This window comes from Paenarthrobacter aurescens, assembly GCF_025421775.1.
Taxonomy (GTDB): domain Bacteria; phylum Actinomycetota; class Actinomycetes; order Actinomycetales; family Micrococcaceae; genus Arthrobacter; species Arthrobacter aurescens_B.
In genome coordinates this window covers 426,749-453,485 of record NZ_JAOEFX010000004.1, presented here as the reverse complement: position 1 = coordinate 453,485, position 26,737 = coordinate 426,749, and the positions used below count along the sequence as shown (strand labels likewise).

General features: G+C 62.7%; 25 protein-coding genes. 8 read left to right on the top strand and 17 right to left on the bottom strand.

The window, feature by feature from the left end:
• Positions 1-208: 208 nt before the first annotated feature.
• The 6 genes from N7568_RS11300 to N7568_RS11275 all read right to left on the bottom strand — a co-directional run bounded on the left by N7568_RS11300 (position 209) and on the right by N7568_RS11275 (position 6,118).
• Positions 209-1,939 (bottom strand): urocanate hydratase, encoded by a 1,731-nt coding sequence (locus tag N7568_RS11300; RefSeq protein WP_261609916.1) that lies wholly within the window; start codon positions 1,937-1,939, stop codon positions 209-211.
• Between the two features lie 40 nt (positions 1,940-1,979).
• A complete protein-coding gene (locus N7568_RS11295; RefSeq protein ID WP_261609915.1) occupies positions 1,980-2,891 on the bottom strand; it encodes an ABC transporter substrate-binding protein in 912 nt (303 codons plus the stop codon).
• A gap of 77 nt (positions 2,892-2,968) precedes the next feature.
• Positions 2,969-3,721 carry an ABC transporter permease gene (locus N7568_RS11290; protein ID WP_261609914.1) on the bottom strand — a complete coding sequence of 251 codons (753 nt, stop codon included), beginning with the start codon at positions 3,719-3,721 and terminating at the stop codon, positions 2,969-2,971.
• Positions 3,682-4,332 (bottom strand): ABC transporter permease, encoded by a 651-nt coding sequence (locus tag N7568_RS11285; protein WP_261609913.1) that lies wholly within the window; start codon positions 4,330-4,332, stop codon positions 3,682-3,684. The genes N7568_RS11290 and N7568_RS11285 overlap by 40 nt, the downstream gene beginning before the upstream one ends.
• Positions 4,329-5,435 (bottom strand): ATP-binding cassette domain-containing protein, encoded by a 1,107-nt coding sequence (locus tag N7568_RS11280; RefSeq protein ID WP_261609912.1) that lies wholly within the window; start codon positions 5,433-5,435, stop codon positions 4,329-4,331. Before N7568_RS11280 ends, N7568_RS11285 begins: the two co-directional genes overlap by 4 nt.
• Complete coding sequence (locus N7568_RS11275) at positions 5,432-6,118, bottom strand: IclR family transcriptional regulator (RefSeq protein ID WP_261609911.1); 687 nt, start codon at positions 6,116-6,118, stop codon at positions 5,432-5,434. Before N7568_RS11275 ends, N7568_RS11280 begins: the two co-directional genes overlap by 4 nt.
• 245 nt (positions 6,119-6,363) lie before the next feature.
• Between N7568_RS11275 and N7568_RS11270 the strand changes: the two genes are divergently transcribed.
• The 3 genes from N7568_RS11270 to N7568_RS11260 all read left to right on the top strand — a co-directional run bounded on the left by N7568_RS11270 (position 6,364) and on the right by N7568_RS11260 (position 10,717).
• The gene (locus tag N7568_RS11270) at positions 6,364-7,563 is read left to right on the top strand and encodes an allantoate amidohydrolase (protein WP_261609910.1); all 1,200 of its coding nucleotides are present in this window, start codon (positions 6,364-6,366) and stop codon (positions 7,561-7,563) included.
• The gene (locus N7568_RS11265; protein WP_261609909.1) at positions 7,560-8,915 is read left to right on the top strand and encodes a formimidoylglutamate deiminase; all 1,356 of its coding nucleotides are present in this window, start codon (positions 7,560-7,562) and stop codon (positions 8,913-8,915) included. Before N7568_RS11270 ends, N7568_RS11265 begins: the two co-directional genes overlap by 4 nt.
• Positions 8,916-9,247: 332 nt before the next feature.
• Positions 9,248-10,717: a sugar porter family MFS transporter gene (locus N7568_RS11260; protein ID WP_261609908.1), complete on the top strand. Its 1,470-nt coding sequence runs from the start codon at positions 9,248-9,250 to the stop codon at positions 10,715-10,717.
• Between the two features lie 54 nt (positions 10,718-10,771).
• On the opposite strand, the gene N7568_RS11255 is transcribed toward N7568_RS11260, so the two are convergent.
• The 4 genes from N7568_RS11255 to N7568_RS11240 form a co-directional block, all read right to left on the bottom strand.
• Complete coding sequence (locus tag N7568_RS11255; RefSeq protein ID WP_261609907.1) at positions 10,772-12,010, bottom strand: MFS transporter; 1,239 nt, start codon at positions 12,008-12,010, stop codon at positions 10,772-10,774.
• Between the two features lie 32 nt (positions 12,011-12,042).
• The gene (locus tag N7568_RS11250) at positions 12,043-12,483 is read right to left on the bottom strand and encodes a MarR family winged helix-turn-helix transcriptional regulator (RefSeq protein WP_261609906.1); all 441 of its coding nucleotides are present in this window, start codon (positions 12,481-12,483) and stop codon (positions 12,043-12,045) included.
• A gap of 27 nt (positions 12,484-12,510) precedes the next feature.
• A complete protein-coding gene (locus N7568_RS11245) occupies positions 12,511-13,944 on the bottom strand; it encodes an HNH endonuclease (RefSeq protein ID WP_261609905.1) in 1,434 nt (477 codons plus the stop codon).
• Between the two features lie 167 nt (positions 13,945-14,111).
• The gene (locus N7568_RS11240) at positions 14,112-14,609 is read right to left on the bottom strand and encodes a GNAT family N-acetyltransferase (RefSeq protein WP_261610015.1); all 498 of its coding nucleotides are present in this window, start codon (positions 14,607-14,609) and stop codon (positions 14,112-14,114) included.
• A gap of 129 nt (positions 14,610-14,738) precedes the next feature.
• On the opposite strand from N7568_RS11240, the gene N7568_RS11235 reads away from it, so the two are divergent.
• The 5 genes from N7568_RS11235 (at position 14,739) to cycA (ending at position 18,611) form a co-directional block, all read left to right on the top strand.
• Positions 14,739-15,068, top strand: coding sequence for a PadR family transcriptional regulator (locus N7568_RS11235; RefSeq protein ID WP_261609904.1), 330 nt, complete (start codon positions 14,739-14,741; stop codon positions 15,066-15,068).
• Between the two features lies 1 nt (position 15,069).
• Positions 15,070-15,435 (top strand): DUF1048 domain-containing protein, encoded by a 366-nt coding sequence (locus tag N7568_RS11230; protein WP_261609903.1) that lies wholly within the window; start codon positions 15,070-15,072, stop codon positions 15,433-15,435.
• Positions 15,432-16,229 (top strand): ABC transporter ATP-binding protein, encoded by a 798-nt coding sequence (locus tag N7568_RS11225; RefSeq protein WP_261609902.1) that lies wholly within the window; start codon positions 15,432-15,434, stop codon positions 16,227-16,229. The genes N7568_RS11230 and N7568_RS11225 overlap by 4 nt, the downstream gene beginning before the upstream one ends.
• The gene (locus N7568_RS11220; protein ID WP_261609901.1) at positions 16,226-16,987 is read left to right on the top strand and encodes an ABC transporter permease; all 762 of its coding nucleotides are present in this window, start codon (positions 16,226-16,228) and stop codon (positions 16,985-16,987) included. The genes N7568_RS11225 and N7568_RS11220 overlap by 4 nt, the downstream gene beginning before the upstream one ends.
• Positions 16,988-17,150: 163 nt before the next feature.
• Positions 17,151-18,611: a D-serine/D-alanine/glycine transporter gene (cycA, locus tag N7568_RS11215; protein WP_261609900.1), complete on the top strand. Its 1,461-nt coding sequence runs from the start codon at positions 17,151-17,153 to the stop codon at positions 18,609-18,611.
• A 111-nt stretch (positions 18,612-18,722) separates the two neighbouring features.
• Here cycA and N7568_RS11210 read toward each other — a convergent pair whose 3' ends face one another.
• The 7 genes from N7568_RS11210 to N7568_RS11180 all read right to left on the bottom strand — a co-directional run bounded on the left by N7568_RS11210 (position 18,723) and on the right by N7568_RS11180 (position 26,618).
• Positions 18,723-19,481: an iron ABC transporter ATP-binding protein gene (locus N7568_RS11210; protein ID WP_261609899.1), complete on the bottom strand. Its 759-nt coding sequence runs from the start codon at positions 19,479-19,481 to the stop codon at positions 18,723-18,725.
• A gap of 13 nt (positions 19,482-19,494) precedes the next feature.
• Positions 19,495-20,511 carry an iron chelate uptake ABC transporter family permease subunit gene (locus tag N7568_RS11205; protein WP_261609898.1) on the bottom strand — a complete coding sequence of 339 codons (1,017 nt, stop codon included), beginning with the start codon at positions 20,509-20,511 and terminating at the stop codon, positions 19,495-19,497.
• Positions 20,504-21,511: an ABC transporter permease gene (locus N7568_RS11200; RefSeq protein WP_261609897.1), complete on the bottom strand. Its 1,008-nt coding sequence runs from the start codon at positions 21,509-21,511 to the stop codon at positions 20,504-20,506. The genes N7568_RS11205 and N7568_RS11200 overlap by 8 nt, the downstream gene beginning before the upstream one ends.
• Before the next feature lie 26 nt (positions 21,512-21,537).
• Entirely contained in the window at positions 21,538-22,488 is a 951-nt protein-coding gene (locus tag N7568_RS11195; protein WP_261609896.1) for a siderophore ABC transporter substrate-binding protein, read from the bottom strand.
• 168 nt (positions 22,489-22,656) lie between these two features.
• Positions 22,657-23,805: a mannitol-1-phosphate 5-dehydrogenase gene (locus N7568_RS11190; protein ID WP_261609895.1), complete on the bottom strand. Its 1,149-nt coding sequence runs from the start codon at positions 23,803-23,805 to the stop codon at positions 22,657-22,659.
• Entirely contained in the window at positions 23,805-25,829 is a 2,025-nt protein-coding gene (locus tag N7568_RS11185) for a PTS mannitol transporter subunit IICBA (RefSeq protein ID WP_261609894.1), read from the bottom strand. The genes N7568_RS11190 and N7568_RS11185 overlap by 1 nt, the downstream gene beginning before the upstream one ends.
• 66 nt (positions 25,830-25,895) lie before the next feature.
• Entirely contained in the window at positions 25,896-26,618 is a 723-nt protein-coding gene (locus tag N7568_RS11180) for a TetR/AcrR family transcriptional regulator (RefSeq protein WP_261609893.1), read from the bottom strand.
• Between the last annotated feature and the right edge of the window lie 119 nt (positions 26,619-26,737).

The window sequence follows — 26,737 nt, the reverse complement described above, 5'->3', positions numbered from 1 at the left end:
GGGCAGGAACCCGTTCCCGCGGGACTGTATCGGCCGGCGGGCCAACCACCACCTGGGGAGAGTCGCAATCCGTTGGGAAACGCTCCGTAGTGGAGCTGGTGGACGCCATCATTGGCTTCCTTCCGAGGAACCGTCCTCCGGGCCCACGCGAGCAGGGTTCCCGGACCGAGCCCGCGTGGTTAGGGAGTTCGTGGGGATGGTCATGTTCTTAGTTCTCGTTCATGGGGATGCGGACGCCGCGTTCGTTGGCGACCTCGATGGCGCGGTCGTAGCCGGCGTCGACGTGGCGGATGACGCCCATGCCGGGGTCGTTGGTCAGGAGCCGTTCGAGCTTCTCGGCAGCCAGGTCGGTGCCGTCGGCGACGGAAACCTGTCCGGTGTGGATGGACCGGCCAATACCGACACCGCCGCCGTGGTGGATGGACACCCAGGTAGCACCCGAGGATGCAGCGGTCAGTGCGTTCAGCAGCGGCCAGTCAGCAACCGCGTCCGAGCCGTCCTTCATGGACTCGGTCTCCCGATACGGAGACGCCACCGAACCGGAGTCCAGGTGGTCACGGCCGATCACGATCGGGGCCTTGACCTTGCCCTCCTTCACCAACTGATTGAACAACAACCCGGCCTTGGCCCGTTCGCCGTACCCGAGCCAGCAAATACGTGCCGGCAGGCCCTCGAACTCCACCCGCTCGGCCGCGGCATCAATCCACTTGTGCAGGTGGGTGTTCTCCGGGAACAGTTCCTTGATGGCTTCATCGGTTACGCGGATGTCTTCCGGGTCACCGGAGAGTGCGACCCAGCGGAACGGGCCAAGACCCTCGCAGAACAACGGACGGATGTACGCCGGGACGAAGCCGGGGAACTCAAACGCCCGGTCATACCCGCCCTTACGGGCCTCATCACGGATTGAGTTACCGTAATCAAACACCTCAGAGCCAGCATCCTGGAATTCCACCATCGCCTGCACCTGACGGGCCATGGAAGCCTGGGCCTTCTTCGTGAACCCTTCCGGATCCGCCTCGGCCTCGGTATGCCACTCAGCCACCGTGATGCCCTCGGGCAGGTACGACAACGGGTCATGCGCGGACGTCTGGTCCGTGACCACATCAAAAGTGACCTCGCCGGCCTTGTGGCGGCGCAGCAATTCCGGGAACACCTCCGCGGCGTTGCCCACATAACCGACAGACCAACCGCGGCGTTCATCCTTCGCGGCCTGGACCTTCGCGAGCGCGGTGTCCAAATCGGTTTCGACCTCGTCCAGGTACCGCTTGCCCACACGTCGACGCAGGCGGGACTCATCCACATCAACAATCAAGCAGGCGCCGTCGTTCAACGTCACGGCCAGCGGCTGGGCCCCGCCCATGCCACCACACCCACCGGTCAACGTCAAAGTGCCGGCCAAAGGCCCCTCCGTGGAACCAGTCGGGGCCGGATGACGGCCAGTGTTCTGCCTAACAGCAGCGAGCTTGTTGCCGACGGCGGCAAACGTTTCGTACGTGCCCTGCAGGATGCCCTGGGTGCCGATGTAAATCCAGGACCCGGCGGTCATCTGGCCGTACATCATCAAACCCTCAGCCTCGAGGCGGCGGAACTCAGGCCACGTCGCCCAATCCCCCACCAGGTTCGAGTTGGCCAGCAACACCCGCGGCGCCCACTCATTCGTGCGGAACACACCCACCGGCTTGCCCGACTGGACCAGGAGGGTCTCGTCCTTCTCCATGGTCTCCAGGGTCCGGGTAATCGCATCAAACGCAGCCCACGAACGCGCTGCGCGGCCCGTGCCTCCGTAAACCACCAGATCATCAGGACGCTCAGCGACCTCCGGATCCAGGTTGTTCATCAGCATGCGCAACGGCGCCTCGGTCTGCCACGACTTGGCAGTGAGCTCAGTACCCCGGGCAGCCTTGACCGGACGGGCTCCTGTAGTGAAATCAGCAGTCATTCTTTACTCCTATTAGCCGGGAACCCGCAGGGCAGCGGGATTAGCCCAGGTTCTTGGTCTTGAGCCATTCCTTGGCGATTTCGCCGATGTCCTCGAACTTGGCCACACGACCGTTCATCTTGATCAGGTCCTCGGTGGTGAGCGCTGCAGAGACCTTGTCCAGCGTTTCCTTGACGGCGTCTGTCGACTTCTTCTCATTGATGACCGGCACGATGTTCTCGGAGAGGAAGAGGTTCTTGTTGTCCTCAAGTGCCACCAGGTTGTTCTCCGCCAGCGCCGGATCCGTGCTGAAGAGGTCCGCTACCTGTACCTGGCCGGAAAGGAGCGCATTCAGCGTGAGCGGCCCACCGGCGTCGAGCGCTGAAAATTCCTTGAACTCAAGGTTGTAGACGGACTTCAGGCCGGCGACGCCGTTGAGGCGGGTCTTCCACTCCGGCGGGCCGCCCAGCACGAGCTCCTTGGCAACGGGCTGAAGGTCTTCGATGGTCTTGAGCTTGTACTGGTCGGCGATGTCCTTCTTGACGGCCAGGACGTCCTTATCCTCCGCTTCGGAAGCCGTCAGGACAGTGAGGCCGGCCGGGATCTTGGTTGTCAGTTCTTTGGCAACGTCCTCGGAGGAAACAGCCTTGGTGGCTGAGTCCAGGTACTGCAGGAGCGCTCCGCCGTACTCGGGCATGAGGTCGATGGAACCGTCCTTGAGGGCGGGGATGGTGACCTCGCGGCTGCCAATGCTTGGCTTCTCGGTAACCTCTACGCCTTTGGCCTTGAGGGCTTCGGCGTAGATCTTGGCGATCAGTTGGCTCTCCGGGAAGTCCGCGGAACCAACGATGATGCTGTCGCCAGAGGCTCCTGCCGCAGTGTTGGACGTACTCATGGGATCCCCGCCGCCGCAGGCGCTCAGGGTGATTGCGGCAACTGCCGCGAGGGTGAAACCGGTGAGGTACTTCTTCATGTCAGCTCTCCTGGAACGGCCCTGCAGGACATGCAGCGGCCAGGTGGGGGTGGGGTGGAGGTGCAAAAGGGTAGTGGCTAGACCGTGACGGGGGTCTTCACGGGCTCGGCTTCAGGAGCCGACTTGATAGTGCGCCGGGTGAGTCCGGGTGAGACAACGCGGCGGGTGATGAAGGCGAGGAGCTGGTCGAAGAACAAGGCCAGCAATGCGACGAGGACCGCGCCTGCAACCATCTGGCTGTAGTCGTTCTGGGCCTTGCCGTCGATAAGGAGGCGACCAAGGCCGCCAAGCGAAATGTATGCGGCGATGGTCGCCGTCGAGATGATTTGCAGTAGGGCACTGCGGACACCGGACAAAACCAGCGGAAGGGAGCAAGGAAGCTGGACATCCGTGAGGATCTTCATGGTACGGAAACCCATGCCCTTGGCCGCGTCGACGGCGGCAGCATCCACCGCCCGGACGCCGGCATAGGTGTTGGTAAGGATGGGCGGGACTGCCAGCAGAACCAGCACGATGAGGCTCGGCAGTACGTAGCCCATGCGGGACGGGAAGGCAGGCGAGATGAGCAGGACCAACAGGATCAGCAAACCGACGCTGGGAAGTGCCCGGAGGGCGTTGGCGAGGCCGGCGATCATGAACACGCCCTTGCCCGTGACGCCGATGTAGATACCAAGCGGGACGGCGATGACCGCAGCCACAGCCAGGGCGATGAGGGAGTAGAGGAGATGCTCGGCTATCAGCGTTGGGATGCCGTCGGCGCCGCTCCAATGCGCGGGGTCGAACAAGTAGTTCACGATGCCACCACCTTGGGGGTCCACGGTGTCAGCCACCGGTTGATGAGGATGATCAGCCCGTCCAGGATCATGGCCAGGACCACGCAGAGCACTATGCCCGCGATGATCGGCGTGTAGAAACGGAGCTGGAAGCCCTGCGTGAAGAGCGAACCAAGCTGCGGAATGCCAAGCAGCGCAGCGACGGAGACGAGGCTGACGTTGGAGACGGCGGCAACGCGCAGGCCGGCACAAATGACCGGGACACCCACGGGAAGTTCAACCTTCAGGAGGCTTTGGTAGCCGCGGTAACCCATGGCCTTTGCGGCTTGGACGGTGTCCTCAGGGACGGAGTCCAGCGCATCCGCTACCACCCGGACCAGGAGGGCCACGGTGTAGATGGTCAGGGCGGCCACAATGTTGAGCGGGTCCAGGATCTTGGTGCCCAGGACCAGCGGCAGCAAGACGAAGAGCGCCAGGGACGGGACCGTGTAGAGCAAACCCGCCACGCCCACCAGCAGTGGGTAGATGCGGCGGCTCCGGTGCGCCCACCAGCCCAGGGGTAAAGCGATGAGCAAGCCCAGGATCAGCGGGGTGACAGCCAGCAGGACGTGCCAGCCGAACAGGAACACAATGTTGTCGAACTGGCGGCCCAGCCATTCGAAGTTCATCGTGCCGTCTCCAAGTGCGGCTCGGCCTCAATGGCCTTGACCACGTCCGTGGCAGTCACCGTGCCGATCAGCTCACCATGCTCGTTGACCACGACACCGCGACGGCTGGGGGAGGAAAGGGCCGCATCGAGCAGCTGGCGCATCGTCCCTGATGCCGCGGCCGGGATGCCGCTGAGGTTCAGGTTCTCGCGCTTCACCTCACCGTTGAGAAGGTCAGGCTGAGCCCAACCGAGGGGCTTCCTGCCGCCGTCGACCACCAGGACCCAAGCACCCGACGCCTTGGCGCGGGCCTCATCAACGGATGTCCCAAGCTGCACCACAGCTTCTTCGCCGATGGCCACAGTGCCTGCGGTCTTGGTGAACCCGAGCGAGCGGTAGCCGCGGTCCCGGCCAACGAAGTCGGCAACGAACTCGTCTGCGGGAGAAGTGAGCAGCTCAGACGGAGTAGCCATCTGCGCCAGCTTGCCGCCGACGCGCATCACGGCCACCTGGTCGCCCAGCTTGAGGGCTTCGTCAATGTCGTGGGTGACCATGATGATGGTCTTGCCGATCTCGCGCTGGAGGCGGAGGAACTCCTCCTGCAGCTGGCCACGGACCACGGGATCCACTGCGCTGAACGGTTCATCCATCAGCATGAACGCGGGGTCAGCGGCCAGGGCCCGGGCCACACCGACGCGCTGCTGCTGGCCGCCGGACAGCTGCCATGGGTATCGCGTGGCGAAGCTCGTGGGAAGCCCCACGCGCTCCATCAGTTCCAGAGCTTTGGTCCGGGCCTTCTGGCGGCTTTCGCCGAGGAGGACCGGCATGGTGGAGACGTTGTCCACGATGGTCTTGTGCGGGAAGAGCCCCGCGTGCTGGATGACGTAGCCGATTCGGCGGCGGAGTAACGCTGCGTCCATGCCGGAAGTAGGCTCGTCATCGAGGTAAATGGTGCCGCTAGTAGGTTCGATGAGGCGGTTGATCATCCTCAGCGAGGTGGTCTTGCCGCAGCCTGAGGGACCAACAAGGATGGTCAGCTTGCCCGTCGGCGCCTCCAGGTTGAGGCCGTCGACGGCGACCGTGCCATCAGGGTAGGCCTTGGTGACATTTTCAAACTTGATCATTTTGCTTCCATGCTTTCCTGGGGTAGCTCATGGTTGTCGGTGTTCAGGGTGAGGATGTTGTCAGCTTCCTCCACCAGTTGCTGGCCGATTTTGAGGGCCTTCAGCTCATCCACGCGGTAGCTGGGAACCACGACGCTGAGCGAAGCCACCGTTCGTCCTCCCATCACCACCGGCGCAGCAATGGCCGTAACGTCGTCCTCCACACCGCTGCGCACTACGGCAAAGCCACGCTCAGGATGTTCGCCCTTGAGTACTTGGCCGGACGCTGTGCCTTCGAGCGGAATGCTCCGTCCGACCCAGCTGGAGTGCCTGATCGAGTGAGTGCCCTCGACGATCGCAATGTAGATTCCCGTGTCCCCAACCCCGGGAATGCTCAGATAGCAGGATTCGCGCGTTGTTGCGACGAGACGCTTCATGGCGGGCGTGCACAACGAGACGAGTGATTCCTTGCCGAGTGCGAGCGCACCCAGCTGGATGATGCTGGCGCCCGGACGGAAGTTTCCGCCGTCGTCTCTTGAGACGAAGCCAACGCCTTCAAGGGTGCGGAGAAGGCGAAGAGCCGTGCTGGGCGAGAGGTCCGCAACCCGTGCGGCGTCGCTCAACGCAATGGCTCCCTCGGAGCAAACTGCCCCCAAGAGGGCGAGCGCCCGCTCTACCGTCCGAGTCGAAGAATCTGCTGCCATTGCCTGGCCTGCTTTCAAGTGGTCTGGATCACCATGTCTTGCCACTTAGTAAAAAGCAATTTTCACAGCATGGCAAGAGTCTTCGAGAACTTTCGCGGTATTTCGGGAAATATGTCGCATAACCTCACCAGCCCATGACGCCAAGATTTCCTGCCCGTTAAATAGAACTCACCCGCCCGTTAACCCTTGCCATGTGATGACAACTGCTTTTTACTTGGTGGCAGTCGTCAACATCGGAGGAACACGTGGAAACCGTCAATCAGCTCCTTGATTCGATCAAGGATGTAGGCCGGGATGGCGTGCGCGGAGGCTACTCCAGGGCCGTGTATTCAACGCCTGAACTCGATCTCCGGGAGTGGTTCATGGAGCAAGCCGCGCAACGTGGCCTGCTCATCGAGACAGACCGCAACGGCATTATCTGGGCGTGGTGGGGCGAGCCACAGGACGGCGCCCTGGTCACAGGAAGCCACCTCGATTCGGTGCCCGGCGGCGGAGCATATGACGGACCTCTTGGCGTCGCTTCCGCACTGGCCGCCGTCGATATCCTCAAAGACCGCGGGCTCCAGCCAAGTCGCTCCTTGGCAGTCACCGTCTTCCCGGAAGAAGAAGGGTCCCGTTTCGGCGTGGCATGCCTGGGTTCCCGGCTCCTGACGGGTGCCATCGATGTGAACAAGGCACTTAATCTGCGCGATGCCAATGGCGACACTTTCGCCGACGTGGCACGATCCAATGGCCTGGATCCCCGGCATGTTGGTGCCGACGCCGAAGCGATGGCCAGAATCGGCGATTTTGTTGAATTGCACGTGGAACAGGGCAAGGGGCTGGGGCAGGGCGGTCCGGCGATCGCCGTTGGCAGTTCGATCCTGGGTCATGGACGCTGGAAGATCAGCGTCAGCGGCCAAGGAAACCACGCAGGCACCACGCTCATGGCAGACCGCGCGGATCCAATGGTGGCTGCCGCCCAGATCGTCCTGGCTGTTCGCGACACCGCAGCCAGGCAGCCGGATGCCCGGGCAACCGTTGGCCGTTTGACGCCCATTCCCGGCGGCACCAATGTGATTGCATCCCGCGTAGACATGTGGCTTGATGCCCGCCACCCGGACGACGCCGTGACCGCTCGCCTCATCGAAGCGATCTACAGCGCGGCCCAGGAAGTGGCCGCAGCTGAAGGGTGCACCGCGACCCTCACCGAAGAGTCCTACAGCGGGACCGTTCATTTTGATACAGAGCTAAGCCGACGGATCGGTGGCCTTCTCCCGGAGGCGCCGGTGTTGGCTACGGGCGCCGGGCATGACGCCGGCGTGCTGGCGGGGTACGTGCCCTCGGCCATGCTCTTTGTCCGCAACCCCAGCGGAATCTCGCATTCGCCGGAAGAACATGTTGCCGATGAAGATGCGTCCTCCGGAGCCGTTGCCCTTGCAGACGTTTTGGAGGGGCTCCTGTGAACGCGTTCTGGTGTGAAACGGCGATCATCGCGGCCAACAACGGGTCAGGGGTCCCCGAGGCCGCTTCCGGAGTTCGTCTGGAAACCCACGAGGGCCTGATTTCCAGCGTCACCACCGGCACCCAGCCCCAACCCGGCGACAAAAAACTGGACGGCATCGTCTTCCCCGCAGCCGCCAACGCACACTCGCACGCCTTCCACAGGGTGTTGCGTGGCCGGACCCATGAAGGGCGCGGAGATTTCTGGGTGTGGCGGGAGCAGATGTACACGAGTGCGTCGGAGCTGACTCCGGAGAAGTACCAAAAGCTGGCGACGGCTGTGTTTACCGAGATGGTTGTGGCCGGTTTCAGCAGCGTCGCGGAGTTCCACTATGTCCACCACCAGCCCGGCGGTGAACCTTATCCGGAGCCCCACGCCATGGAGTTGGCGCTGGCCCGCGCGGCAATGTCAGCCGGTATCCGTTTGACTCTTTTGGACACCTTGTACCTGGCCGGCGGAATGGGAACACCCCTGAGTTCCGAACAGGCAAGGTTCGGGGACGCTGACGTGCACGCCTGGCTCCGCCGCCTTGCCTCGCTCCGCGCTGCGATAGCCGGAAGCTTCCCGCCGGATCGCGTGAGCATCGGAGCGGCCTTGCACTCGGTTCGGGCGGTACCTGAAGAGGACCTGAAGGTTGTGGCCGCCAAATTGCCCGGCGACATTCCCCTTCACATCCACCTGAGCGAACAACCTGCCGAGAACGAAGCTTGCCTTGAGGCTTACGGCACCACACCCGCTGGCCTCTTGGAACGTCATGGGCTGCTGACCAGCAGGCTCTCGGCTGTCCATTCAACCCACCTGACACAGGAAGACATCACTGCGCTGGGACAAGCCGGCATCACGGTGGTGATGTGCCCAAGCACCGAGGCCGACCTCGCAGACGGTATTGGTCCGGCGAGGGAACTTTCCGATGCGGGAGCAACGATCGCCCTGGGTACTGACCAGCACGCCGTGATCGATCCATGGATTGAGATGCGCACCCTGGAACATGGGGAGCGGTTGGGCAGCGGCCAACGCGGGAGGTTTTCACCCCAGGAATTGCTGCGGGCCGCAACCGATGGGGCAGCCCGATCCATGGCCACGCCGGTGGCCCAGTGGGCGCTCGAAGAGGGTGGTGTTTGCGATCTTATGGTCATTGACCCGGCCTCCACGCGCACTGCTGGATCCAGGCCGATGCAGATGGCATTCAGCGCGACAGCCAGCGACGTCACTGAGGTCATCATCGCCGGAGAGCTGCTCGCCTCGCACGGTGTCCACACGCGGCTGGGAAGGCCTGGCAGCCTGCTGTCGGCAGCGCTCAAGGAACTCTCCTAGCGCAGCTGCTTCGGTCGCAAAGCTGCCGACGGCGGTCCTTGGGTTTGGCACCAAACTTAAGGGCCGCCGTCGTGCTGTGTGTTCAATTAGTGGATTCAGGAGGGGGTGTCGCTGCCAGGAATTGCCTCTCTAGCGCTCTCAGAGGACGTCCAGGTCGAAGTCAGGGATGATTGAGTTAAGTAAGTGAACGCATGTCATCCGACACGCCTTGACTGGAACTTGCGCGACGGGGCATGCCACACTGTGTAGCGCGAGTGCACCGGCGTCCCCGTCGGAACAGCCGACGACGTCCCGCACCGCGATCCCACACCACCATTCCCCAAGGGAGTCCCATGTCCAGTTCCAGCACCGAAGGCGCGCCCCAAGTCTCCCGGAAGGTGATCGGCCTGGCCGTTGCCGGCGCGGTTGGCGGCTTCCTCTTCGGCTTTGATTCCTCCGTGGTCAATGGTGCCGTGGATGCGATGGCAGACGAGTTCGTCATGAGCGAAGCCCTGACCGGGTTCGCCGTCGCGGTTGCGCTGCTTGGTTGTGCCGCGGGCGCCTACTTGGCCGGCAAGGTTGCCGACCGCTACGGCCGCATCCCGGCCATGAAGATCGGCGCATTGCTCTTCCTGGTCAGCGCAGTTGGAACCGGCCTGGCGTTCAGTGTTTGGGACCTCATTTTCTGGCGCCTCGTGGGCGGCCTGGGTATTGGACTGGCGTCCGTGATTGCCCCCGCTTACATCTCCGAGATCTCCCCCAGGCACGTGCGCGGCCGTTTGGCTTCCCTCCAGCAACTCGCCATCACCACCGGTATTTTCGCAGCGCTGCTCTCCGACGCGGTTCTTGCCAACTCGGCCGGTGGCGCCGACGGAACGTTGTGGCTGGGCATCGAAGCCTGGCGCTGGATGTTCATCGCCTGCGCGGTGCCCGCTGCAGTGTATGGCTGGATCGCCTTCCGTCTGCCGGAGTCTCCGCACTTCCTGGTGCTGAACGGCAAGGAAGACCAAGCCCGCACCATTTTCAACAAGCTGATCCCGGGCGACGACATCGAACGGCACATCCGCGAGATCCGCGAATCCATCCAGCAGGAAAAGCTCTCCACCAAAAAGGGCTCACTCCGCGGCAACAGGTTCGGCCTGCTGCCCGTGGTGTGGATCGGCATCATCCTCTCCGTGCTGCAGCAGTTCGTCGGCATCAACGTGATCTTCTACTACTCCACCACGCTATGGAAAGCGGTGGGGTTCCAGGAAAAGGACTCCCTCACCATCTCCGTGGCCACCTCCGTCACCAACATCCTGGTGACCCTGGTTGCCATCGCATTGGTAGACCGCATTGGCCGCCGCCCCATCCTCCTCACAGGTTCAATAGGCATGGCGGTATCGCTGGGCGTCATGGCACTGGCCTTCTCGTCCGCCACCGGCTCGGGTTCCGACATTTCCCTGCCGGGAGCATGGGGCCCCGTGGCGCTCGTGGCGGCAAACGTCTTCGTCATAAGCTTCGGCGCTTCCTGGGGCCCGCTGGTGTGGGTGCTGCTGGGCGAGATCTTCCCGTCCCGCATCCGCGCCCGCGCGCTCGGCCTCGCAGCTGCGGCTCAGTGGATCGCGAACTTTGCCATCACGCTCAGCTTCCCCATCATGGCGGCAGGTTCGCTGCCGCTGACGTACGCCATGTACGCGGCCTTCGCGGCGGCGTCGTTCTTCTTTGTAATGTTCAAGGTTCCCGAGACGAATGGCATGTCCCTGGAGCAGGCAGAGACGCTGTTCGTACCCAAGGGCGCACCAGTGGCGCCGCTGCCGGTCGCCTCTGACGAACCCAAGTAGATGCACAAAGAGCCCCGCGGATTGCCGCGGGGCTCTTTGCTTAAGGCGCAACCTTTACACCAAGTGCGGTTCGTGCGACGTGAGGTAACTGCGGCCGCCGAAGGCGATAAGGATCGCGACGACCATGGCCACTGCACCGGCGAAGAATGGCACCTGCGGGCCGAAGTGTTCGCCAAGTTGGGCCGCCGCGAACGGAGCCAGCGCGCCGCCCATCCAGCGCACGAAATTGTAGCCGGCGGACGCAACGGGACGCGGCGAATCGGAGACGCCCATGGCCAGTTCGGTATAGACCGTGTTGTTGATGCCCAGCAGGGCGCCCGCCACAATGACAAGCACGACGACGGCAGTCACCGAGTGCCCCGCTGCCAGTCCGAGTCCAATCAGGTCAAGCATGAGGACGGCCAGGGTGCCGGTCAGAACCTTGACGGCACCGAAGCGCTTCTGCAGCACGGGAGCGACGAACACCGAGAACACGGCCACAGCAACGCCCCAACCGAAGAACACCCCCCCGATCCCATAGGCATCCATACCCAGGATGAAGGGGGTGAAGGCGAGGATGGTGAAGAAGCCGTAGTTATAGAAGAGCGCACTGGCAGCGGTGGTCCTGAGCCCCCGGTGCCCGAGCGCCAGAAGCGGATCCCTCAGGCGGGATTTCTTCGCCGGAGCAGGTGTCTTAGGGAGCAGTGCCAGCAGCGCGATGAAGGCGGCCGCCATGAGGACTGCGGTGCCGAAAAACGGAGCACGCCACTGCCAGCCACCCAGAAGGGCTCCCAGTAGCGGGCCGAGCGAGATCCCGAGGCCCAAGGCTGCCTCATAGAGAATAATGGCCGTTCCGGTTCCACCGCTGGCCACGCCCACGATCACTGCCAGGGCAGTTGCTACGAACAGCGCGTTGCCGAGACCCCACCCCGCGCGGAACCCAACCAGCTGCTCAACGCTTCCGGAGAGGCCTGACAACGAAGCGAATGCCACGATGATTGCCAAGCCGATCAGCAGCGTCTTCTTCCCGCCGATCCTTGAGGAGACGAACCCACTGATCAACATCGCAACTGCGGTCACCAGAAAATAGCTGGTGAACAGCAACGACACTTCACTGGTGGAGGCTTCCAGGTTCTTGGCAATCGCCGGAAGGATCGGATCCACGAGGCCGATGCCCATGAACGCGAAAACGGCCGCGAGGGCCGTGGCCCACACCGCCTTTGGCTGCTTGAGGAACGAAGCTTTCTCCGCTTCCAGGGTGGTTTCGGTGGTTGTTTCGGCGCTTGCTGAAGCGTCAGCCAACTGGCGTGACATTCAATTGCTCCTTGTCGGTGCGTTAATTCTGGTTAGTTCTGGAATGAGCTGTTGATCTTGCTGATGACGGGAAGGGCCGCGGCCAGCTGCTCGATTTCTTGCTTACTGAGGCCCTGAAGCAGTTGGGCCACCATGGCGTTGCGCCGCTGGTTGGCAGATTCGACAGCGGCGGTCCCGGTCTTGGTGATGGCCACCTGGACCGCGCGGGAATCGTCAGGGTCAGGTTGGCGAGTGACGAGGTCGGCGCGCTCGAGCTTGATGATCTGCTCGGTAGCGCTCGGAACTTTGATCCCCAGGTTCTTGGCGATGTCACCCACACGGAGGCCCCCGTCCGAGATCATGGAGAGCAGGCTCAGTTGCGCGGCGGTAAGGTCGCCTTCCGGATCAAGGCGACGGAACATGTACACGCCTAGCCGCAGTGACTCGCGGAATTCCTGCGCGAGGTCAAGGAGCCGGGGATCAAAGGTGTTCATATTTAGGTAGCCTAATAGTTAGGGTACCTAATAGTCAAGCCTGGCCGGTGTGGTTGGTCCGCGTCCATGTCCCGGTGGCGCCGGGGCTTTTGATGTGTAGGTGTGGCCGGTTGGTGTGCAGACTTCAAGGGTGTGCACATCCCCGGGGAGCGACTTGGCCGTCCAACCATGGCTTTCCTTCGTATAGTTGCAGGCTTCGCAAAGTCCGGCTCCGTTGGCCGGTGTGGTGGTCCCACCGGAATGCCAGGCGACCACATGGTCGATGTGCCTGATGGGCGCGTCGCAGTAGGGCGTCCGGCAGGTGTCGTCGCGGGTTTCGATGAATCGCCTGAGCCGCGGTGGGAAGAGCCTTGCCTTGGAGTCCATGGCCAGGAGTTCACCCGTGGCCGGTGCGGTGTAGAGCCGCCGCAGCCACACGACCAGCTCATCGGCTTGCCTTGGTGCCGGACCATCGGGTGTCGAGGGTGATTGGCCAGCCACAGGATTCTTCCTCGTCCCACGAGGCTCGTCCGAGACAGTCCCTCCGGCACCAACCAGTGCCCTGGCCCATTCCGCAGGCACAACTCCGTACCCCCGCAGCCGGGCGGGCTCGCTGTCGCCTTGGAAGAGGGCTCGGTCGGTCATGACGAGCTGGAGGTCGACGCCACTGATCCCTCCGCGCCTGCCGGTGACGCGCTCGACGAGGGTATCTGCCATGACTTGGCCCCTGATCCGGGAGTCGCCGCCGGAACGGGCGGAGTCCGCCTTTCGGGTAAGGGCGGCATAGACGGCTACGCCGTGGGCGACGGGGAGCAGCGCGGTCAGGTACGTCATGGCATCCGGAGCAGGACGCAGGTTTACTGTCCGCTCGGCAGCGGCGTAACTGGCACGCTGGGCAACGGAACGGGGATCACGCCGGTAGGCGGCGGCCTTCGCGGCGGCGACGATGGCGTTGTCGCCGGCGCCAATGAAGGTGCCGGCGTCGGCGGCAAGTTCCTCGTCCACGGCAAACCGGTCCGCAACTGACAGGCAGGCAGTTTCTTTCACGAGCAGCGTGGCGCGCCACTCATTGAGCAGGCCTGACTCCAGCGCCGCCATGGTGTGCGGCATCTCCGTGACCAACGCTTTCGCGAGCCCGAGGAGACGGGAGCCGCGGTTGGGCGATTCGCGCCGGGCCAACGCGAGCTGCGCACCCACACCCCTGCCCCGCTCCGACGAGGGAACACCCGCAGCCGCCTGCTGGCGCCGTTGGGCCAGGTCAAAGGCCACCGCGGCCCGGGCCTGTAGACCAACGATGGCCGCCTTCAGATCCTCCAGCCCACGGATTTGGTCGATCAGCTCGCTGCTTTCGGCGCCGAGGCGGACGGCGCGCAAGAGTGGGACGAGTTCCGAAACACGGGGTGCGGAGCCATTGGACCGAAGCCCCACCCCATCGTCAGTAGGGGCCGTATCAATCGATTGCTGTTCCCGAACCTGCTCCATGGCTCAAGACTTCCAGCCAGCCACGGACACCAGAAGGCATGAAGATTCCTATGTGGAAAACAATCCGGCCTTGAGCCCGGCGCGTCTTTTGTAGATGACGACTCCCTACCTTGTCCGCTCACCTCGCCGCTGTACGGTGCGCGGGGCGAACAAGTACAGGAAGCGCGCTAGAGCGTCAGCTTCATCCCCTCATGACTCGCGACGAAGCCGAGCCGTGAGTAGAAACGGTGCGCTGCCACACGCGATTTGTCGGTTGTCAGCTGCACCAGTGAGCAGCCCCGCTCGCGCGCCTGGCCGATGGCCCACTGGATCATGAGCGCCCCGACACCTTGGCCGCGCAGCACTTCGGACACCCGTACCGCCTCGATCTGAGCGCGCCAGGACCCCCTGCGGGACAGGCCCGGAAGGTAGCTGAGCTGGAACGTGGCAACAACGTCGCCGGCGAGTTCGCCGACCACCAGCAGGTGGGCCGGGTCGGCGTCGATCGCGTCAAAGGCGTGTTCGTATGGCGCTGGATCCTCGAGGTTTTCCCGCGTGGCGCCCAACTGGTCATCCGCGAGCAAGGCGAGGATCCGCGGCAGGTCGCCTTTGCGGGCGCGCCGCAGGCTGAAGGTTCCAGAGTCGACGGCGGCAGTCATCAGGGCGGGCGCGGCGGCAGATTCCATGGTCACCAACCCAGCATGCCATCCAGCTCGGAACTCAGTATTGCTAAGTACTGGTACTTAGTTCTACTATGTAGTGGTAGCTAGTAATACTGAGTAGCTAACCAGACAGAGAAGCAGAGGAGGTGTCTGATGGGCAAGCAAATGACAGAGATGCTCAAAGGCACGTTGGAGGGCATCGTTCTGGCTCTCCTGACCGGAAAGGCAGCGTATGGATACGAGATCACTACGCAGCTCCGGGAGCAGGGTTTCACCGAGATCGCTGAGGGCACCGTGTATGCGCTGCTGGTCAGGATCGAGCAAAAGGGGCTGGTGGACGTTGAAAAACGGCCTTCAGAAAAGGGGCCACCCCGCAAGGTCTACACGCTCAACGCGCAGGGCCAAAAAGAACTGAACGAATTCTGGAACACCTGGAGCTTCTTGTCCGAACGGCTTGAACAGCTCCGCAAGGAAGGAAATTAACATGGCAGCGAAATGGATCGAACTGGTCACCGGATCACTCGAGCAGAAGAAGCAGTACAAGCAAGCCAAGGCGCGGCTGGATTCCCTGCCCGAGCCCTACCTCACCGTGGCCAACGCCTTCAACCGCTACCTCATGTACTACGGCGGTGTCACTGAGGGCGACACCATGGTTCAGATGCTGACGGATTTCGCAGACCTCTGGGACCGCGCCGCCATCGACGGCACGCCCGTGACTGAGATCGTCGGCGATGATCCCGTCGAGTTCGCCGAGGCCTTTGCCCAGGCCTACGGCGGAAAGCGCTGGATCGACAAGGAACGCGACCGTCTCATCAAGGCAATCGATAAAGCGAAGGAGGCGGAGTCATGACCGCAACGGCAATCCGCGTAGAGGGCATTGAGAAGTCATACAAGGACCTGCATGTCCTGCGCGGTGTGGACTTCGACGTAGCGTCAGGCAGCATTTTTGCCCTTCTCGGCTCCAATGGAGCGGGCAAGACCACCATGGTGAAGATCCTGTCCACGCTGCTCAAAGCGGACGCCGGCTCGGCCGCCGTCGAAGGCTTTGATGTGGCTGCGGAGTCGCTTCAGGTGAGGCAGTCCATCAGCCTCACCGGGCAGTTCGCAGCCGTGGACGAGGTCCTGACCGGCAAGGAGAACCTGGTCCTCGTGGCGAAGCTCCGTCACTTGAAGAACCCGGGACAGATCGCGGATGAGTTGCTGGCGCAGTTCAGCCTCACCGAGGCCGGGCCCCGCAAAGTGGCAACGTACTCCGGCGGCATGCGTCGGCGTTTGGACATCGCGATGAGCCTGATCGGCGACCCGAAGGTGATCTTCCTGGATGAGCCCACTACGGGCCTGGACCCTGAGGCCCGCCTTGAGGTGTGGCAAATCGTCAAGAACCTGGCCAATCAGGGGACCACGGTCCTCCTCACCACCCAGTACCTCGACGAGGCTGAGCAACTCGCGGACCGGATTGCCATCCTCCACGAGGGACGCATCATTGCGAACGGCACCCTCGCCGAGCTGAAGCAACTGCTGCCGCCGGCCAAGATCGAATACGTCGAGAAACAGCCGAGCCTGGAGGACATCTTCCTTGCTCTGGTGGGAACCGGCAGCAACGTCCCAGCCGGTAACAACGAGTCAGCAAAGGACAGGTCATGAACACCCATTTCTTCGCAGACACCTCGGTCCTGCTGGGCCGTTCCATGCGCCATATTTTCCGCAGCGTGGACACCATCATCACCACGGCGATCACCCCGATTGCCCTCATGCTGTTGTTCGTCTACGTTTTCGGCGGAGCCATCAGGACCAACACCGAGAACTACGTCAACTACCTGCTCCCGGGAATCATGCTGATCGCGATCGCGTCCGGCATTGCCTACACAGCGGTCCGGTTGTTCACGGACATGCAGAGCGGCATCTTCGAGCGGTTCCAGTCCATGCCGATCGCACGCTCATCGGTGCTCTGGGCGCACGTACTGACCTCCATGGTGGCCAACGGCCTCTCACTGGTGATTATCGTGTTGGTGGCGCTCCTCATGGGGTTCCGGACCTCGGCGAGCGTGCTGGACTGGCTGGCCGTTGCGGGAATCCTGGCGCTGTTCACGCTGGCGCTCACGTGGATCGCCATCATCGCGGGTCTCTCGGCCAAGTCCGTGGATGGTGCCGGAGGGTTCTCCTACCCGCTGATTTTCCTGCCGTTCATCAGTTCGGCCTTCGTCCCGACGGAGACAATGCCAGGCCCGGTCCGTTGGTTCGCCGAGAACCAGCCTGTGACGTCCATCGTGAACACCCTCCAGGATCTGTTCGCGCAGCGTCCGGTGGGCGGCGATATCTGGGTTGCCCTGGCATGGTGCCTGGGGATCCTTGTCGTCTCCTACGCCTTCGCCACTGCCGCCTACAAGCGCCAGATCGCCTAGCAGAGTCAGCCAGGAACACCGGCCTAAGCTCCCCTTTTCCACAGGGGGAGCTTTCGCCATGCAGACCGATTCGCCATTGGTCAGACATTGGCTATAGCTTTATCGAACAGATTTGTAACGGCCGTCACTAATATGGCGGGTCCTTCGAAGGGTTCTTGAACTAATGTCCGACCAGACAACACAGGGGCAGCTCCGCGCCTCCAGCAGGGACAGCGAGCCCCACCTGTCGCGCTCGCTCAGCAACCGCCACATCCAACTCCTGGCCATCGGCGGCGCGATCGGAACGGGCCTCTTCATGGGCTCCGGCAAGACCATCTCCGTTGCAGGTCCCTCCGTGATCTTCGTGTACATGATCATCGGCTTCATGCTCTTCTTCGTGATGCGGGCCATGGGTCAGTTGCTGCTTTCCAACCTGAACTACAAGTCCTTCAGCGATTTCGCGGGCGACCTCCTGGGCCCGTGGGCGGGCTTCTTCACCGGCTGGACCTACTGGTTCTGCTGGGTCGTCACCGGTGTTGCGGACGTCATCGCGATTGCGGGCTACGCCAACGAACTCTGGCCGGGAATCCAACTCTGGATCCCAGGCATCGCCACCATCATCATCTTGCTGCTCCTCAACCTCCCCACGGTCAAGGCCTTCGGCGAGACCGAGTTCTGGTTCGCACTCATCAAGATCATTGCCATCGTGGCGCTGATCGTGGTGGGCCTGGTGATGATCTTCACCGGATTCCAGTCCAACGCAGGCACCGCGAGCTTTACCAACCTCTGGAGCCACGGCGGTTTCTTCCCCAAGGAATTCATGGGCTTCGTGGCCGGTTTCCAGATCGCCGTCTTCGCCTTCGTCGGCATCGAGCTGGTGGGCACCGCAGCGGCCGAAACCAAGAACCCGGAGCACAACCTCCCCCGTGCCATCAACGCCATCCCCCTGCGCGTCATGCTCTTCTACGTGGGCGCCCTCATCATCCTCATGTCGGTCACCCCGTGGACCGAATTCAAGGCGGGCCAGAGCCCGTTCATCGCAATGTTCTCCCTCGCCGGTCTGGGAATGGCAGCGACCGTGGTCAACCTCGTAGTGCTCACCTCGGCCATGTCCTCGGCCAACTCGGGCATCTACTCCACGTCCCGCATGGTCTACGGCCTGGCAAACGACGGCGATGCCCCCAAGCTCTTCGGCCGGCTCTCCAGCCGCAAAGTACCCCAGAACGCGCTGTTCCTTTCCTGCGTCCTGTTGCTGGCCGGCGTCGCGCTTCTCTACGCGGGCAAGGACGTTGGCGTGGCGTTCGACATGGTCACCACTGTGTCCGCCGTCTGCTTCATGTTCGTCTGGTCCATCATCCTGGCCAGCTACCTCGTGTACCGGAAGCGCCGCCCTGAGCAGCACGCCGCCTCTCCGTTCAAGATGCCAGGCGGCATCCCGATGGTGTGGGTGGTCTTCGCGTTCTTCGCGTTCCTCGTGTGGGCACTCACCACCCAGCCGGATACGCTCACGGCACTGCTGGTGACGCCCATCTGGTTCGCGATCCTCGGGGTCGCCTATGCAGTGGTCCGCAGGTCACCCCCCCCCCCGCCCGGCGGGCCCGTGTGTCCGGCCCTGTCCGCGGCCGAACCCGCGGCACCGCGCTGACACCCGAGAAACCGAGCCCGACGTCGGCACCCCGCTGGGGTGCCGACGTCGGGCTCTGTTGTCTGACGGTGAGAGAGCGTCCCGCCCAAGCACGCGGAAGGTGAGAGAGCGTCAGGCGAAGTACACGCCGATCCGGTTGCCGTCGATTTCCTCGATGCGGATGTTGATGTCGTAAACGTCGTGCAGCATCCCGGCGCGCATGATCTCCGAGGGCGTGCCCTGATGGATGAGCCGGCCGTCCTTCATGGCCAGGATGGTGTCCGAGTAGCAGGACGCGAAGTTGATGTCGTGGACCACCAGGACGATCGTCTTTCCGAGCTCGTCGGCCAGCCGGCGCAGCAGCCGCATCATTTCCACGGAGTGCTTCATGTCCAGGTTGTTGAGCGGTTCGTCGAGCAGCAGGTATTCGGTGTCCTGCGCCAGGACCATCGCGATGTACGCGCGTTGACGCTGACCGCCGGAGAGCTCATCCACGAACTTGTCAGCCATGGACGTCAGGTCCAGCTGCCGGATGGCCTCGTCCACGTGCTCAAGGTCCTCCACCGTTGGCCGGCCGCCGCTGTGCGGGAAGCGGCCAAAAGCCACGAGGTCGCGGACCGTGAGCCGCATGGTCAGGTGGTTCTCCTGCCGCAGGATGGCCATGGTCTTGGCCAGTTCCTTGCTGGGCGTCGCTGTGACATCCAAGCCAGCCACCGACACTCCCCCGCCGTCCATGGGCTGGAGGCGGCTGATCAGCGATAGCAGCGTGGACTTGCCCGCGCCGTTGGGGCCGATGATGGAGGTGATGCCGCCGCGAGGGATCTCGCAAGTGACGTCGTCCAGCACCGTAGTGCCGCCGTAGCGCTTGGTCACGTTCCGGACGGTAATCATGCACAGACGCCAATCATTTCAGTGAGCCTTTCAGCAACAGGTAAAGGAAGAGGATGCCGCCGGTGAACTCGATGATGACGCTCAGCGCCGTGGCGAACCCGAAAACGCGCTCCAGCAGCAACTGGCCGCCCACCAACGCAATGGCACCAATGAGCACCACCATCGGTAGCAGCCACGCATGCCGGAAGCCGCGGCACAGCTGGTAGCCAAGGCTGACCACCAGGAGTCCGAAGAACGTCACCGGCCCCACCAGGGCCGTGGAGATCGCTACCAGCAGGGAGCACGCCAACAGGACGCGCATCACTACACGCTTGTGGTCGACGCCCACGTTGATGGCCACTTCGCGGCCGAGCGCCAGCACGTCCAAGGTGTGCCGCATCCGCCACACGCCAACGCACACCAAGGCGATCAGCACCGCGGAAACTGCCAGCAACCCCGGGTCCACGTTGTTGAAGCTGGCGAAGAACAAGTCCTGCAGGATGATGAATTCGCTGGGCTCCATGAGGCGCTGCAACAGCGAGGAGAAGCCGCGGAACAGAGTTCCCAGCACGATTCCCACCAACAGCAACAGGTGCAGGGATCTCGTGGCGCCGGTGAACATCCACCGGTACAGGAAGGCGCTGAAGCCCACCATCAGGAGGATCTCGAGCCCAAATTTCAGCGTTGACGGAGCCGTCGCCAGCGTCGCGGCACCCGCCACGAACGCCAGCGCGGTCTGCACCAGAATGTACAACGAATCGAAGCCCATGATGGACGGCGTCAGGATCCGGTTGGCCGTCACTGTCTGGAACAGCAGCGTGGAAACCCCAACCGCGACAGCCACCAGCAGCATCGCGGACACCTTGATGGCCCGGCGAGGCAGGATGTAGGCGATGTTGCCCTTAAGGTCGATCGTCAGGAAAACGGCAACAAGCACGACGGCGGCAATAGCCAGAATGCCGATCACCAGTCCCGGTGGGGTACTGCGGATGGCGTCGCGCCAACGGGTGCGGGTGGACAGACGGGGTGCCGTGAGGACAGTTTCAGGCATTGCGTTTCCTCAACAGCAGGAAAAGGAACAGGATGGCGCCCAACACGGACATGACCATGCCTACTGGCACTTCGTAGGGGAACCGGATGGTCCGGCCGATGATGTCGCAGACCAGCACGAATGCCGCCCCAAAAAGAGCGGTCCACGGCACAGCCCGGCGGAGGTTGTCGCCGAAGAGCAGGGACACAATGTTGGGGACCACCAGGCCGAGGAACGGCACGGCCCCCACGGTGGTGACAACCACTGCGGAGATCAACGAAACGATCATCAGCCCCAGCCGCATGGTGCGCGCGTAGTTCAGGCCAAGGTTGGTGGTGAAGTCCTGCCCCATGCCGGCCACGGTGAAGCGGTCAGCAGCAAAGAGGCCCACCAGCACCAGCACGGCCACGATCCACAGCAGTTCATACCGCCCGCGGAGCACGCCGGAGAAGTCGCCGATCATCCAGTTGCTCAGGGTCTGGAGGAGATCGAAGCGGTAGGCGAAGAACGTGGTGACTGCAGCAATGATGCCGCCCAGCATGATGCCTACCAGCGGAATAAGCAGGGTGTTGCGCGCGGGCAGCCTGCGGAGAATGGCCAGGAACAGGGCCGTGCCCAGCACGGCGAACACAGAAGCCACCAGCATTTTGGTGAGAATCGGAGAGTCCGGAGCCAGCACAGTGACGACCAGGATTCCCAGGGTTGCCGACTCCACGGTGCCCACGGTGGAGGGCTCAACAAAGCGGTTCCGGGCCATGAGCTGCATGATTAACCCGGCCACGGCGACCGCCATTCCGGCCAGGACTACGGCCACGGTGCGTGGCACCCGGGAGACCCAGAAGATTTCCCAGGCACCGGCGTCGTTCGCCAGCAAGGCGGGCAGCGAAACATCGCTGACGCCGACGAAGATGCTGCCAACCGCGATCACCAGCACAACGGCAGCAGCCGCAACCAGTCGGGCGGTCTCGCCCGTCCGGTTGCGGCTTGCTGCTGCCGTGGGGCGCACGGCTGTAGTTGTCACGTCAGGATTTCAGGTGGAGCGGGTTGTCAGGCGACAGAGTCGGCCACTGCCGTGACCATGGCCTGGACGTTGTTCAGGCCATAGCCCACGATGTACCAGCCGGCGGGATCCAGGTTGACGATCTTGTTGTTCTTGGCAGCGTTGGTGGACTTCACCAGCTCGTTGTCCAGGATGGGGTTGGCTGTGGAGCCTGCGGTGCCGATCGCGGTGTCGCGGTTGATGACGTAGAGGATGTCCGGGTTGGTTTCCTTGATGTATTCAAAGGAAACAGCCTCGCCGTGGGAACCTTCGGCTTTGACGTCTGCGGCGGTAGGAACGCCCAGGACGTCGTGGATGATGCCGAAGCGGGAGCCCGCACCGTATGCGGTGACTTCACCGCCTGAGGTGAGGACGATCAGGCCCTTGCCAGCCGAGGCGGCCTTGGTCCTGGTATCCGCGACGGTCTTGTCCACCTCTGCGAGCTTGGAAGCGACTTCGTCTTCCTTCTTGAAGATCTTGCCGAGCTTCTCGGTCTGGGCCTTGAAGCTTTCCATGGGCTTGGCCGCATCAACGGAGAGGTCGATGGTGGGGGCAATCTTGCTCAGTTCCTCGTAGGCGCCGGCAGTGCGGCCGGAGACGATGATGAGGTCCGGGGCTGCGGAGCTGACGGCTTCGAAGTCGGGTTCCTTGAGCGAGCCCACCTTGGCGTACTTGGCCTCGGAGAACTTTTTGAGCGCCTCCGGGTAGCTGGCCTCGGGAACACCGGTGGGCTCGACGCCGAGCGCGTTCATGGTGTCCAGGACGCCGAGATCGAAGGTGACAACCTTGGCCGGATTCACGGGAACGTTGGTGGTTGAACCCTGGGCGTGCTCGATGGTGATGGTGCTGGCTTCTTCAGGCTGCGAGGACGCCGTCGCGCCGCCTCCGCACGCCGTGACGGTCAGCAAGGCAGCGCCTGCAGCCAGTGCCCCAATGTAGCTCGACAGCCTCTTTTTCACGCCAGTACTCCACTCACTAATAAGTCATAGATGTGTTGCCTAATTGTTTTTGACTCTATTAGTAAGGTGAGGCTAACTTCAAAACCGAAAGGCCCTCCAGCGGGCATTTGTGACTGAAGTCACGCTTTTTTCTCCCGCCGGAGAGCCTTTGTTACTTTCGGGTGGCGCTTACGCCTCGGCCTGCCGATCTTCCACGAGCTTCTGCAACGCCGGGAACAGAGGGTGCGTCGGCGTCAGTTCCGTGATGCGTTCGACGGCGGCAGCCGCGTCCAGCTCGGACAGCATGTTTGCGAGCTCAACGGCTTCGTCGTCGGCGCCGTCGTCGAAACGAAGGGCCGCAGACATTGCCTCGAGCAGCGCTACCGGAGTGACTCCACGCTCGGCGAGCTCAGCTGCCGGGCCAACAAACCGTTCGTGCCGGCCGAGCTTCCGCAGCGGCGCACGGCCCACGCGGTTCACGGTGTCCGGCAAGTGCGGGTTGGTGAAGCGGGACAAGATCTTCTGCACATACGCTTCCTGCTCCGCCTCGACGAACCCATGTTTGGCCACCAGCAGTTCCTTGGTTTCCTCCAGGACTGCGCGGACCTTCGCTGCAACTGACGGATCCGCCATAGCCTCGGAGATCTTCTCAAGCCCGGCTTGGTACCCGAAGTACGCTGCCGAAGCATGCCCAGTGTTCACCGTGAACAGCTTGCGCTCGATGTACGGGCCGAGCTCGTCCACGAAGGTTGCACCGGGGATGTCCGGTACGTTGTCACCGAACGGGGTGCGGTCGATGACCCATTCGTAGAAGGTCTCCACCGTGACATCCAGGCCCTGGTCCGGAGCCTGGTTGGGGACAATGCGGTCCACAGCAGTGTTGGCAAAGACCGCGACGGCGTCCAAGTCGCCCGCCGAGTCGTCCCAGGCCGCCCGGATTTCCGTGTGCAGGAGGTCCGTGGCGTTAATGGCGTTCTCGCAGGCCATCACCTGCAGAGGCGGCAGGTCAGTGGGCCTGGCCGCCAGCCCGCGGGCGATCACCGGTGCCACAAACTTCAGGATGTGTGGCCCCACAGCAGTGGTGACCACATCCGCCGTCGAGATTTCCTCCACAACAGCTGTTTCCTGCGACGCGGAATTGAAGGCACGGAAGCCGGTAACGGTCTTGACCGCCGGACTCTCGCCAACCTCGTGGACGTCGTAGCTGCTGGCCGCTGCGAGCTGGCTGATCAGCGCGTCCGCGACATCCGCGAACACCACCTCATAGCCGGCCTCGTGAAGCAGCAGCCCCACGAAGCCGCGCCCGATGTTGCCTGCCCCAAAATGGACTGCCTTCACTATGCGTTGACCTTTCCGAACAGCTCCAGGACTTCATCAACCGTGGTTGCTTCCTCCAACTGGGCTACCTGCGCCTTGTTGGTGAAGATCTTGGCGATCGACGAGAGGATGTGGAGGTGTTCGTTGTTGATGCCGGCCACGCCGACCACGAACTTCACTTGCTTGCCGCCCCAGTCGATGCCCTCGGGGTAGCGGATGATGGACACTGCCGAGTGGTTGATGTGTTCCTTGGCATCGTTGGTGCCGTGCGGGATCGCCAGGAAACTGCCCATGTAGGTGGACACTGATTCCTCGCGTTCGTGCATGGCGTGGACGTAGCTGACATCAACGGCCCCGCGATCCAGCAGGAGCTTTCCGGCCTCGTCGATCGCCGCGTCGCGGTCAATCGCCGTGCCGTTCAGGACCACGCTTTCGCGGAGCAGGACACCTTTACCCTCGACGGCGGCCGCGGGTTCAGCGGCATGCGCACCGTGGGTGGTGGCTGCCGGAGTGGCGGCTGCCGGGGTGGCGGCAGCCGGAGTGGCGGCAGGGGCTTCGCTGTTGCTACTCCGGACCAACTCGACGATTTCGTCGTAGCGGGGGCTGTTCATGAAGTTGTCCACCGAGTAGTGAACGGCGCTGGCCGTCCTCGGCTGGGCACGCTCGGTCAGGTCCTGGTGCGTGACCACCACATCGTAGCTGTCGTTCAAGTTGGCGATGGCCGAGTTGGTGACCTTGACGTCCGGGAAACCGGCTGCCTTGATCTTGTTGCGCAGGACCGAGGCACCCATGGCGCTGGAACCCATGCCGGCGTCGCAGGCGAACACGATGTTCTGGACCGGGCGGGTCAGGACGGTGCCAGGCTGGGCGCCTGCGCGGTCACCAACAAGTGCCGAAGAGACGGAGCTCTTCTTGCCCTTCATGGCTTCCATCCGGGACGTTGCTGCCGAGAGGTCATCCTCGCCCGTGTTCTTGGAGGCACGGAGGATCACCGAGGCGATCAGGAAGGAAACAGCCGTCGCAATAATGACGGCCAGGATGACCCCCAGGTAACTGTCACGCGCGGTCTGGGCGAGCACCGCAATGATGGAGCCCGGAGCAGCCGGAGCCACCAACCCTGCGTTGGTGATGGTGAGCGTGGCGATACCTGCCATGCCGCCGCCGATGGCAGCGAGGATCAGGATTGGCTTCATCAGGACGTACGGGAAGTAGATCTCGTGGATGCCGCCAAAGAAGTGGATGATCGCGGCGCCGGGTGCCGATGCCCTGGCTGCACCGCGGCCAAAGAACATGTACGCCAGCAGGATGCCGAGGCCCGGACCGGGGTTGGCCTCAAGCAGGAACAGGATGGACTTGCCCTCTTCCAAGGACTGCTGAATGCCGAGCGGCGTCATCACACCATGGTTGATGGCGTTATTGAGGAACAGGACCTTGGCAGGCTCAATGAAGATGGAGGTCAGCGGCAGCAGGCTGTTGTTGATCAGGAATTGGATCACCGCGGTAGCGCCATCAGTGAACACCTTGACCACGGGTGAGATGGCAAACAAACCGAGCAACGCCAACAGCGCCCCCCAGATACCGGCGGAGAAGTTATTCACCAGCATCTCGAAGCCGGGGCGGATTTTGCCGTCCCATAGGGCGTCGAGCTTCTTCATGGTCCAGCCGCCCAGCGGGCCCATGATCATGGCGCCGATGAACATAGGAATCCCGGCACCAACAATCACACCCATGGTGCCAATGGCACCCACCACGCCACCACGGACGCCGTGGACCATCTTGCCGCCTGTGTAAGCAATAAGTAGCGGCAGCAGGTACTTCACCATGGGGTCAACGAGGCCCAGGTTTTTGACTCCCTCGGCATCAGTACCGAATCCGCCGAGGACGGGTACTGGAATCCAACCCTTCTCGATGAACAGGGCCGTGATGAGTCCCCAGGCGATAAAGGCGCCAATGTTGGGCATGATCATGCCGGACAGGAATGTTCCGAACTTTTGGACACCAACGCGGACGCTGGTGCGGGGCTTCGCAACTGTCTCTGTTGCCATGTGAATTCCTAACGTGTGTCCCGCGGCGGCGCGGGGTCAGTCGATATAGATCGAGAGAGTGCAGCCTTAGGAGCTGCTGGAAATGCGGTGAAGCCATTCAAGGAAGAGCTTCAGTTCAGAGCTGGAAAGTTGGTCCGAATGCGAGGCCTGCAGTGCCGCATTCAGGGCGATTGCCGCAACAACTACCGACGACTTACCGGAGTCGTCCGCTGCGGCGCCACGGGCGGTTTCCGTGGAGACAGCAAAAATCATGGAATCCCGGGTCATCGTTGAGAGCTCGAGGTTCCGTTCTTCCACCGGTTCAGCGATCAACATGAGCGTGACGCCCACGTTGGCCGCCAGGATGCTGCGTGCCGCTTCGCGGGGTGGCACGTTGATCTGACCGGAGATAGCGGCCTTGTTCAGCATCTCTTCCAGAAGCGCTTCAGCATCAGCCACGATTGCTGGGCGGCTTTCCGGCCTGATGTTGCCGAACATCACCAGATACAGATGGGGTTGGCTCAGCCCGAACTGGACGTGGTTATCCCACATCCGCCGGACGTCTTCCAAAGGCTCCCCGGACGGCGCAAAGTCACGCTCTCCTGCCACATACTCTTCAAAGCCGGCGGAAACGACGGCGTCGAACAGTCCTTCTTTGTCACCAAAGTGGTGGTAGAGCGTAGGCGCCGTGACCCCGGCAAGCTTGGTGATCTGGCGCGTTGAGACCGCTGACCCCTCCGAATTCGCCAGCAACTCGGCAGCTGCGCGAAGCAACCGAATTTTGGGCGGAAGCTGGTCATCGAAACTCATAACCGCTACCCTAGCACCTATAGCGTTGCTATATGAAGTGGCTCACAAAGGAATTTTGTAGGCTAGTTTTCGAGGCTCCCGGTGCCGTCGCCGGCGGGCCTGAACCAACAAGCAGGAAC

Excerpts from the sequence above, each read along its gene's own strand:
- N7568_RS11300 (WP_261609916.1), bottom strand. The coding sequence starts at position 1,939 with ATGACTGCTGATTTCACTACAGGAGCCCGTCCGGTCAAGGCTGCCCGG.
- N7568_RS11295 (WP_261609915.1), bottom strand. The coding sequence starts at position 2,891 with ATGAAGAAGTACCTCACCGGTTTCACCCTCGCGGCAGTTGCCGCAATC.
- N7568_RS11285 (WP_261609913.1), bottom strand. The coding sequence starts at position 4,332 with ATGAACTTCGAATGGCTGGGCCGCCAGTTCGACAACATTGTGTTCCTG.
- N7568_RS11280 (WP_261609912.1), bottom strand. The coding sequence starts at position 5,435 with ATGATCAAGTTTGAAAATGTCACCAAGGCCTACCCTGATGGCACGGTC.
- N7568_RS11275 (WP_261609911.1), bottom strand. The coding sequence starts at position 6,118 with ATGGCAGCAGATTCTTCGACTCGGACGGTAGAGCGGGCGCTCGCCCTC.
- N7568_RS11260 (WP_261609908.1), top strand. The coding sequence starts at position 9,248 with ATGTCCAGTTCCAGCACCGAAGGCGCGCCCCAAGTCTCCCGGAAGGTG.
- N7568_RS11255 (WP_261609907.1), bottom strand. The coding sequence starts at position 12,010 with ATGTCACGCCAGTTGGCTGACGCTTCAGCAAGCGCCGAAACAACCACC.
- N7568_RS11250 (WP_261609906.1), bottom strand. The coding sequence starts at position 12,483 with ATGAACACCTTTGATCCCCGGCTCCTTGACCTCGCGCAGGAATTCCGC.
- N7568_RS11245 (WP_261609905.1), bottom strand. The coding sequence starts at position 13,944 with ATGGAGCAGGTTCGGGAACAGCAATCGATTGATACGGCCCCTACTGAC.
- N7568_RS11240 (WP_261610015.1), bottom strand. The coding sequence starts at position 14,609 with ATGGAATCTGCCGCCGCGCCCGCCCTGATGACTGCCGCCGTCGACTCT.
- N7568_RS11235 (WP_261609904.1), top strand. The coding sequence starts at position 14,739 with ATGGGCAAGCAAATGACAGAGATGCTCAAAGGCACGTTGGAGGGCATC.
- N7568_RS11230 (WP_261609903.1), top strand. The coding sequence starts at position 15,070 with ATGGCAGCGAAATGGATCGAACTGGTCACCGGATCACTCGAGCAGAAG.
- N7568_RS11225 (WP_261609902.1), top strand. The coding sequence starts at position 15,432 with ATGACCGCAACGGCAATCCGCGTAGAGGGCATTGAGAAGTCATACAAG.
- N7568_RS11220 (WP_261609901.1), top strand. The coding sequence starts at position 16,226 with ATGAACACCCATTTCTTCGCAGACACCTCGGTCCTGCTGGGCCGTTCC.
- cycA (WP_261609900.1), top strand. The coding sequence starts at position 17,151 with ATGTCCGACCAGACAACACAGGGGCAGCTCCGCGCCTCCAGCAGGGAC.
- N7568_RS11210 (WP_261609899.1), bottom strand. The coding sequence starts at position 19,481 with ATGATTACCGTCCGGAACGTGACCAAGCGCTACGGCGGCACTACGGTG.
- N7568_RS11205 (WP_261609898.1), bottom strand. The coding sequence starts at position 20,511 with ATGCCTGAAACTGTCCTCACGGCACCCCGTCTGTCCACCCGCACCCGT.
- N7568_RS11185 (WP_261609894.1), bottom strand. The coding sequence starts at position 25,829 with ATGGCAACAGAGACAGTTGCGAAGCCCCGCACCAGCGTCCGCGTTGGT.
- N7568_RS11180 (WP_261609893.1), bottom strand. The coding sequence starts at position 26,618 with ATGAGTTTCGATGACCAGCTTCCGCCCAAAATTCGGTTGCTTCGCGCA.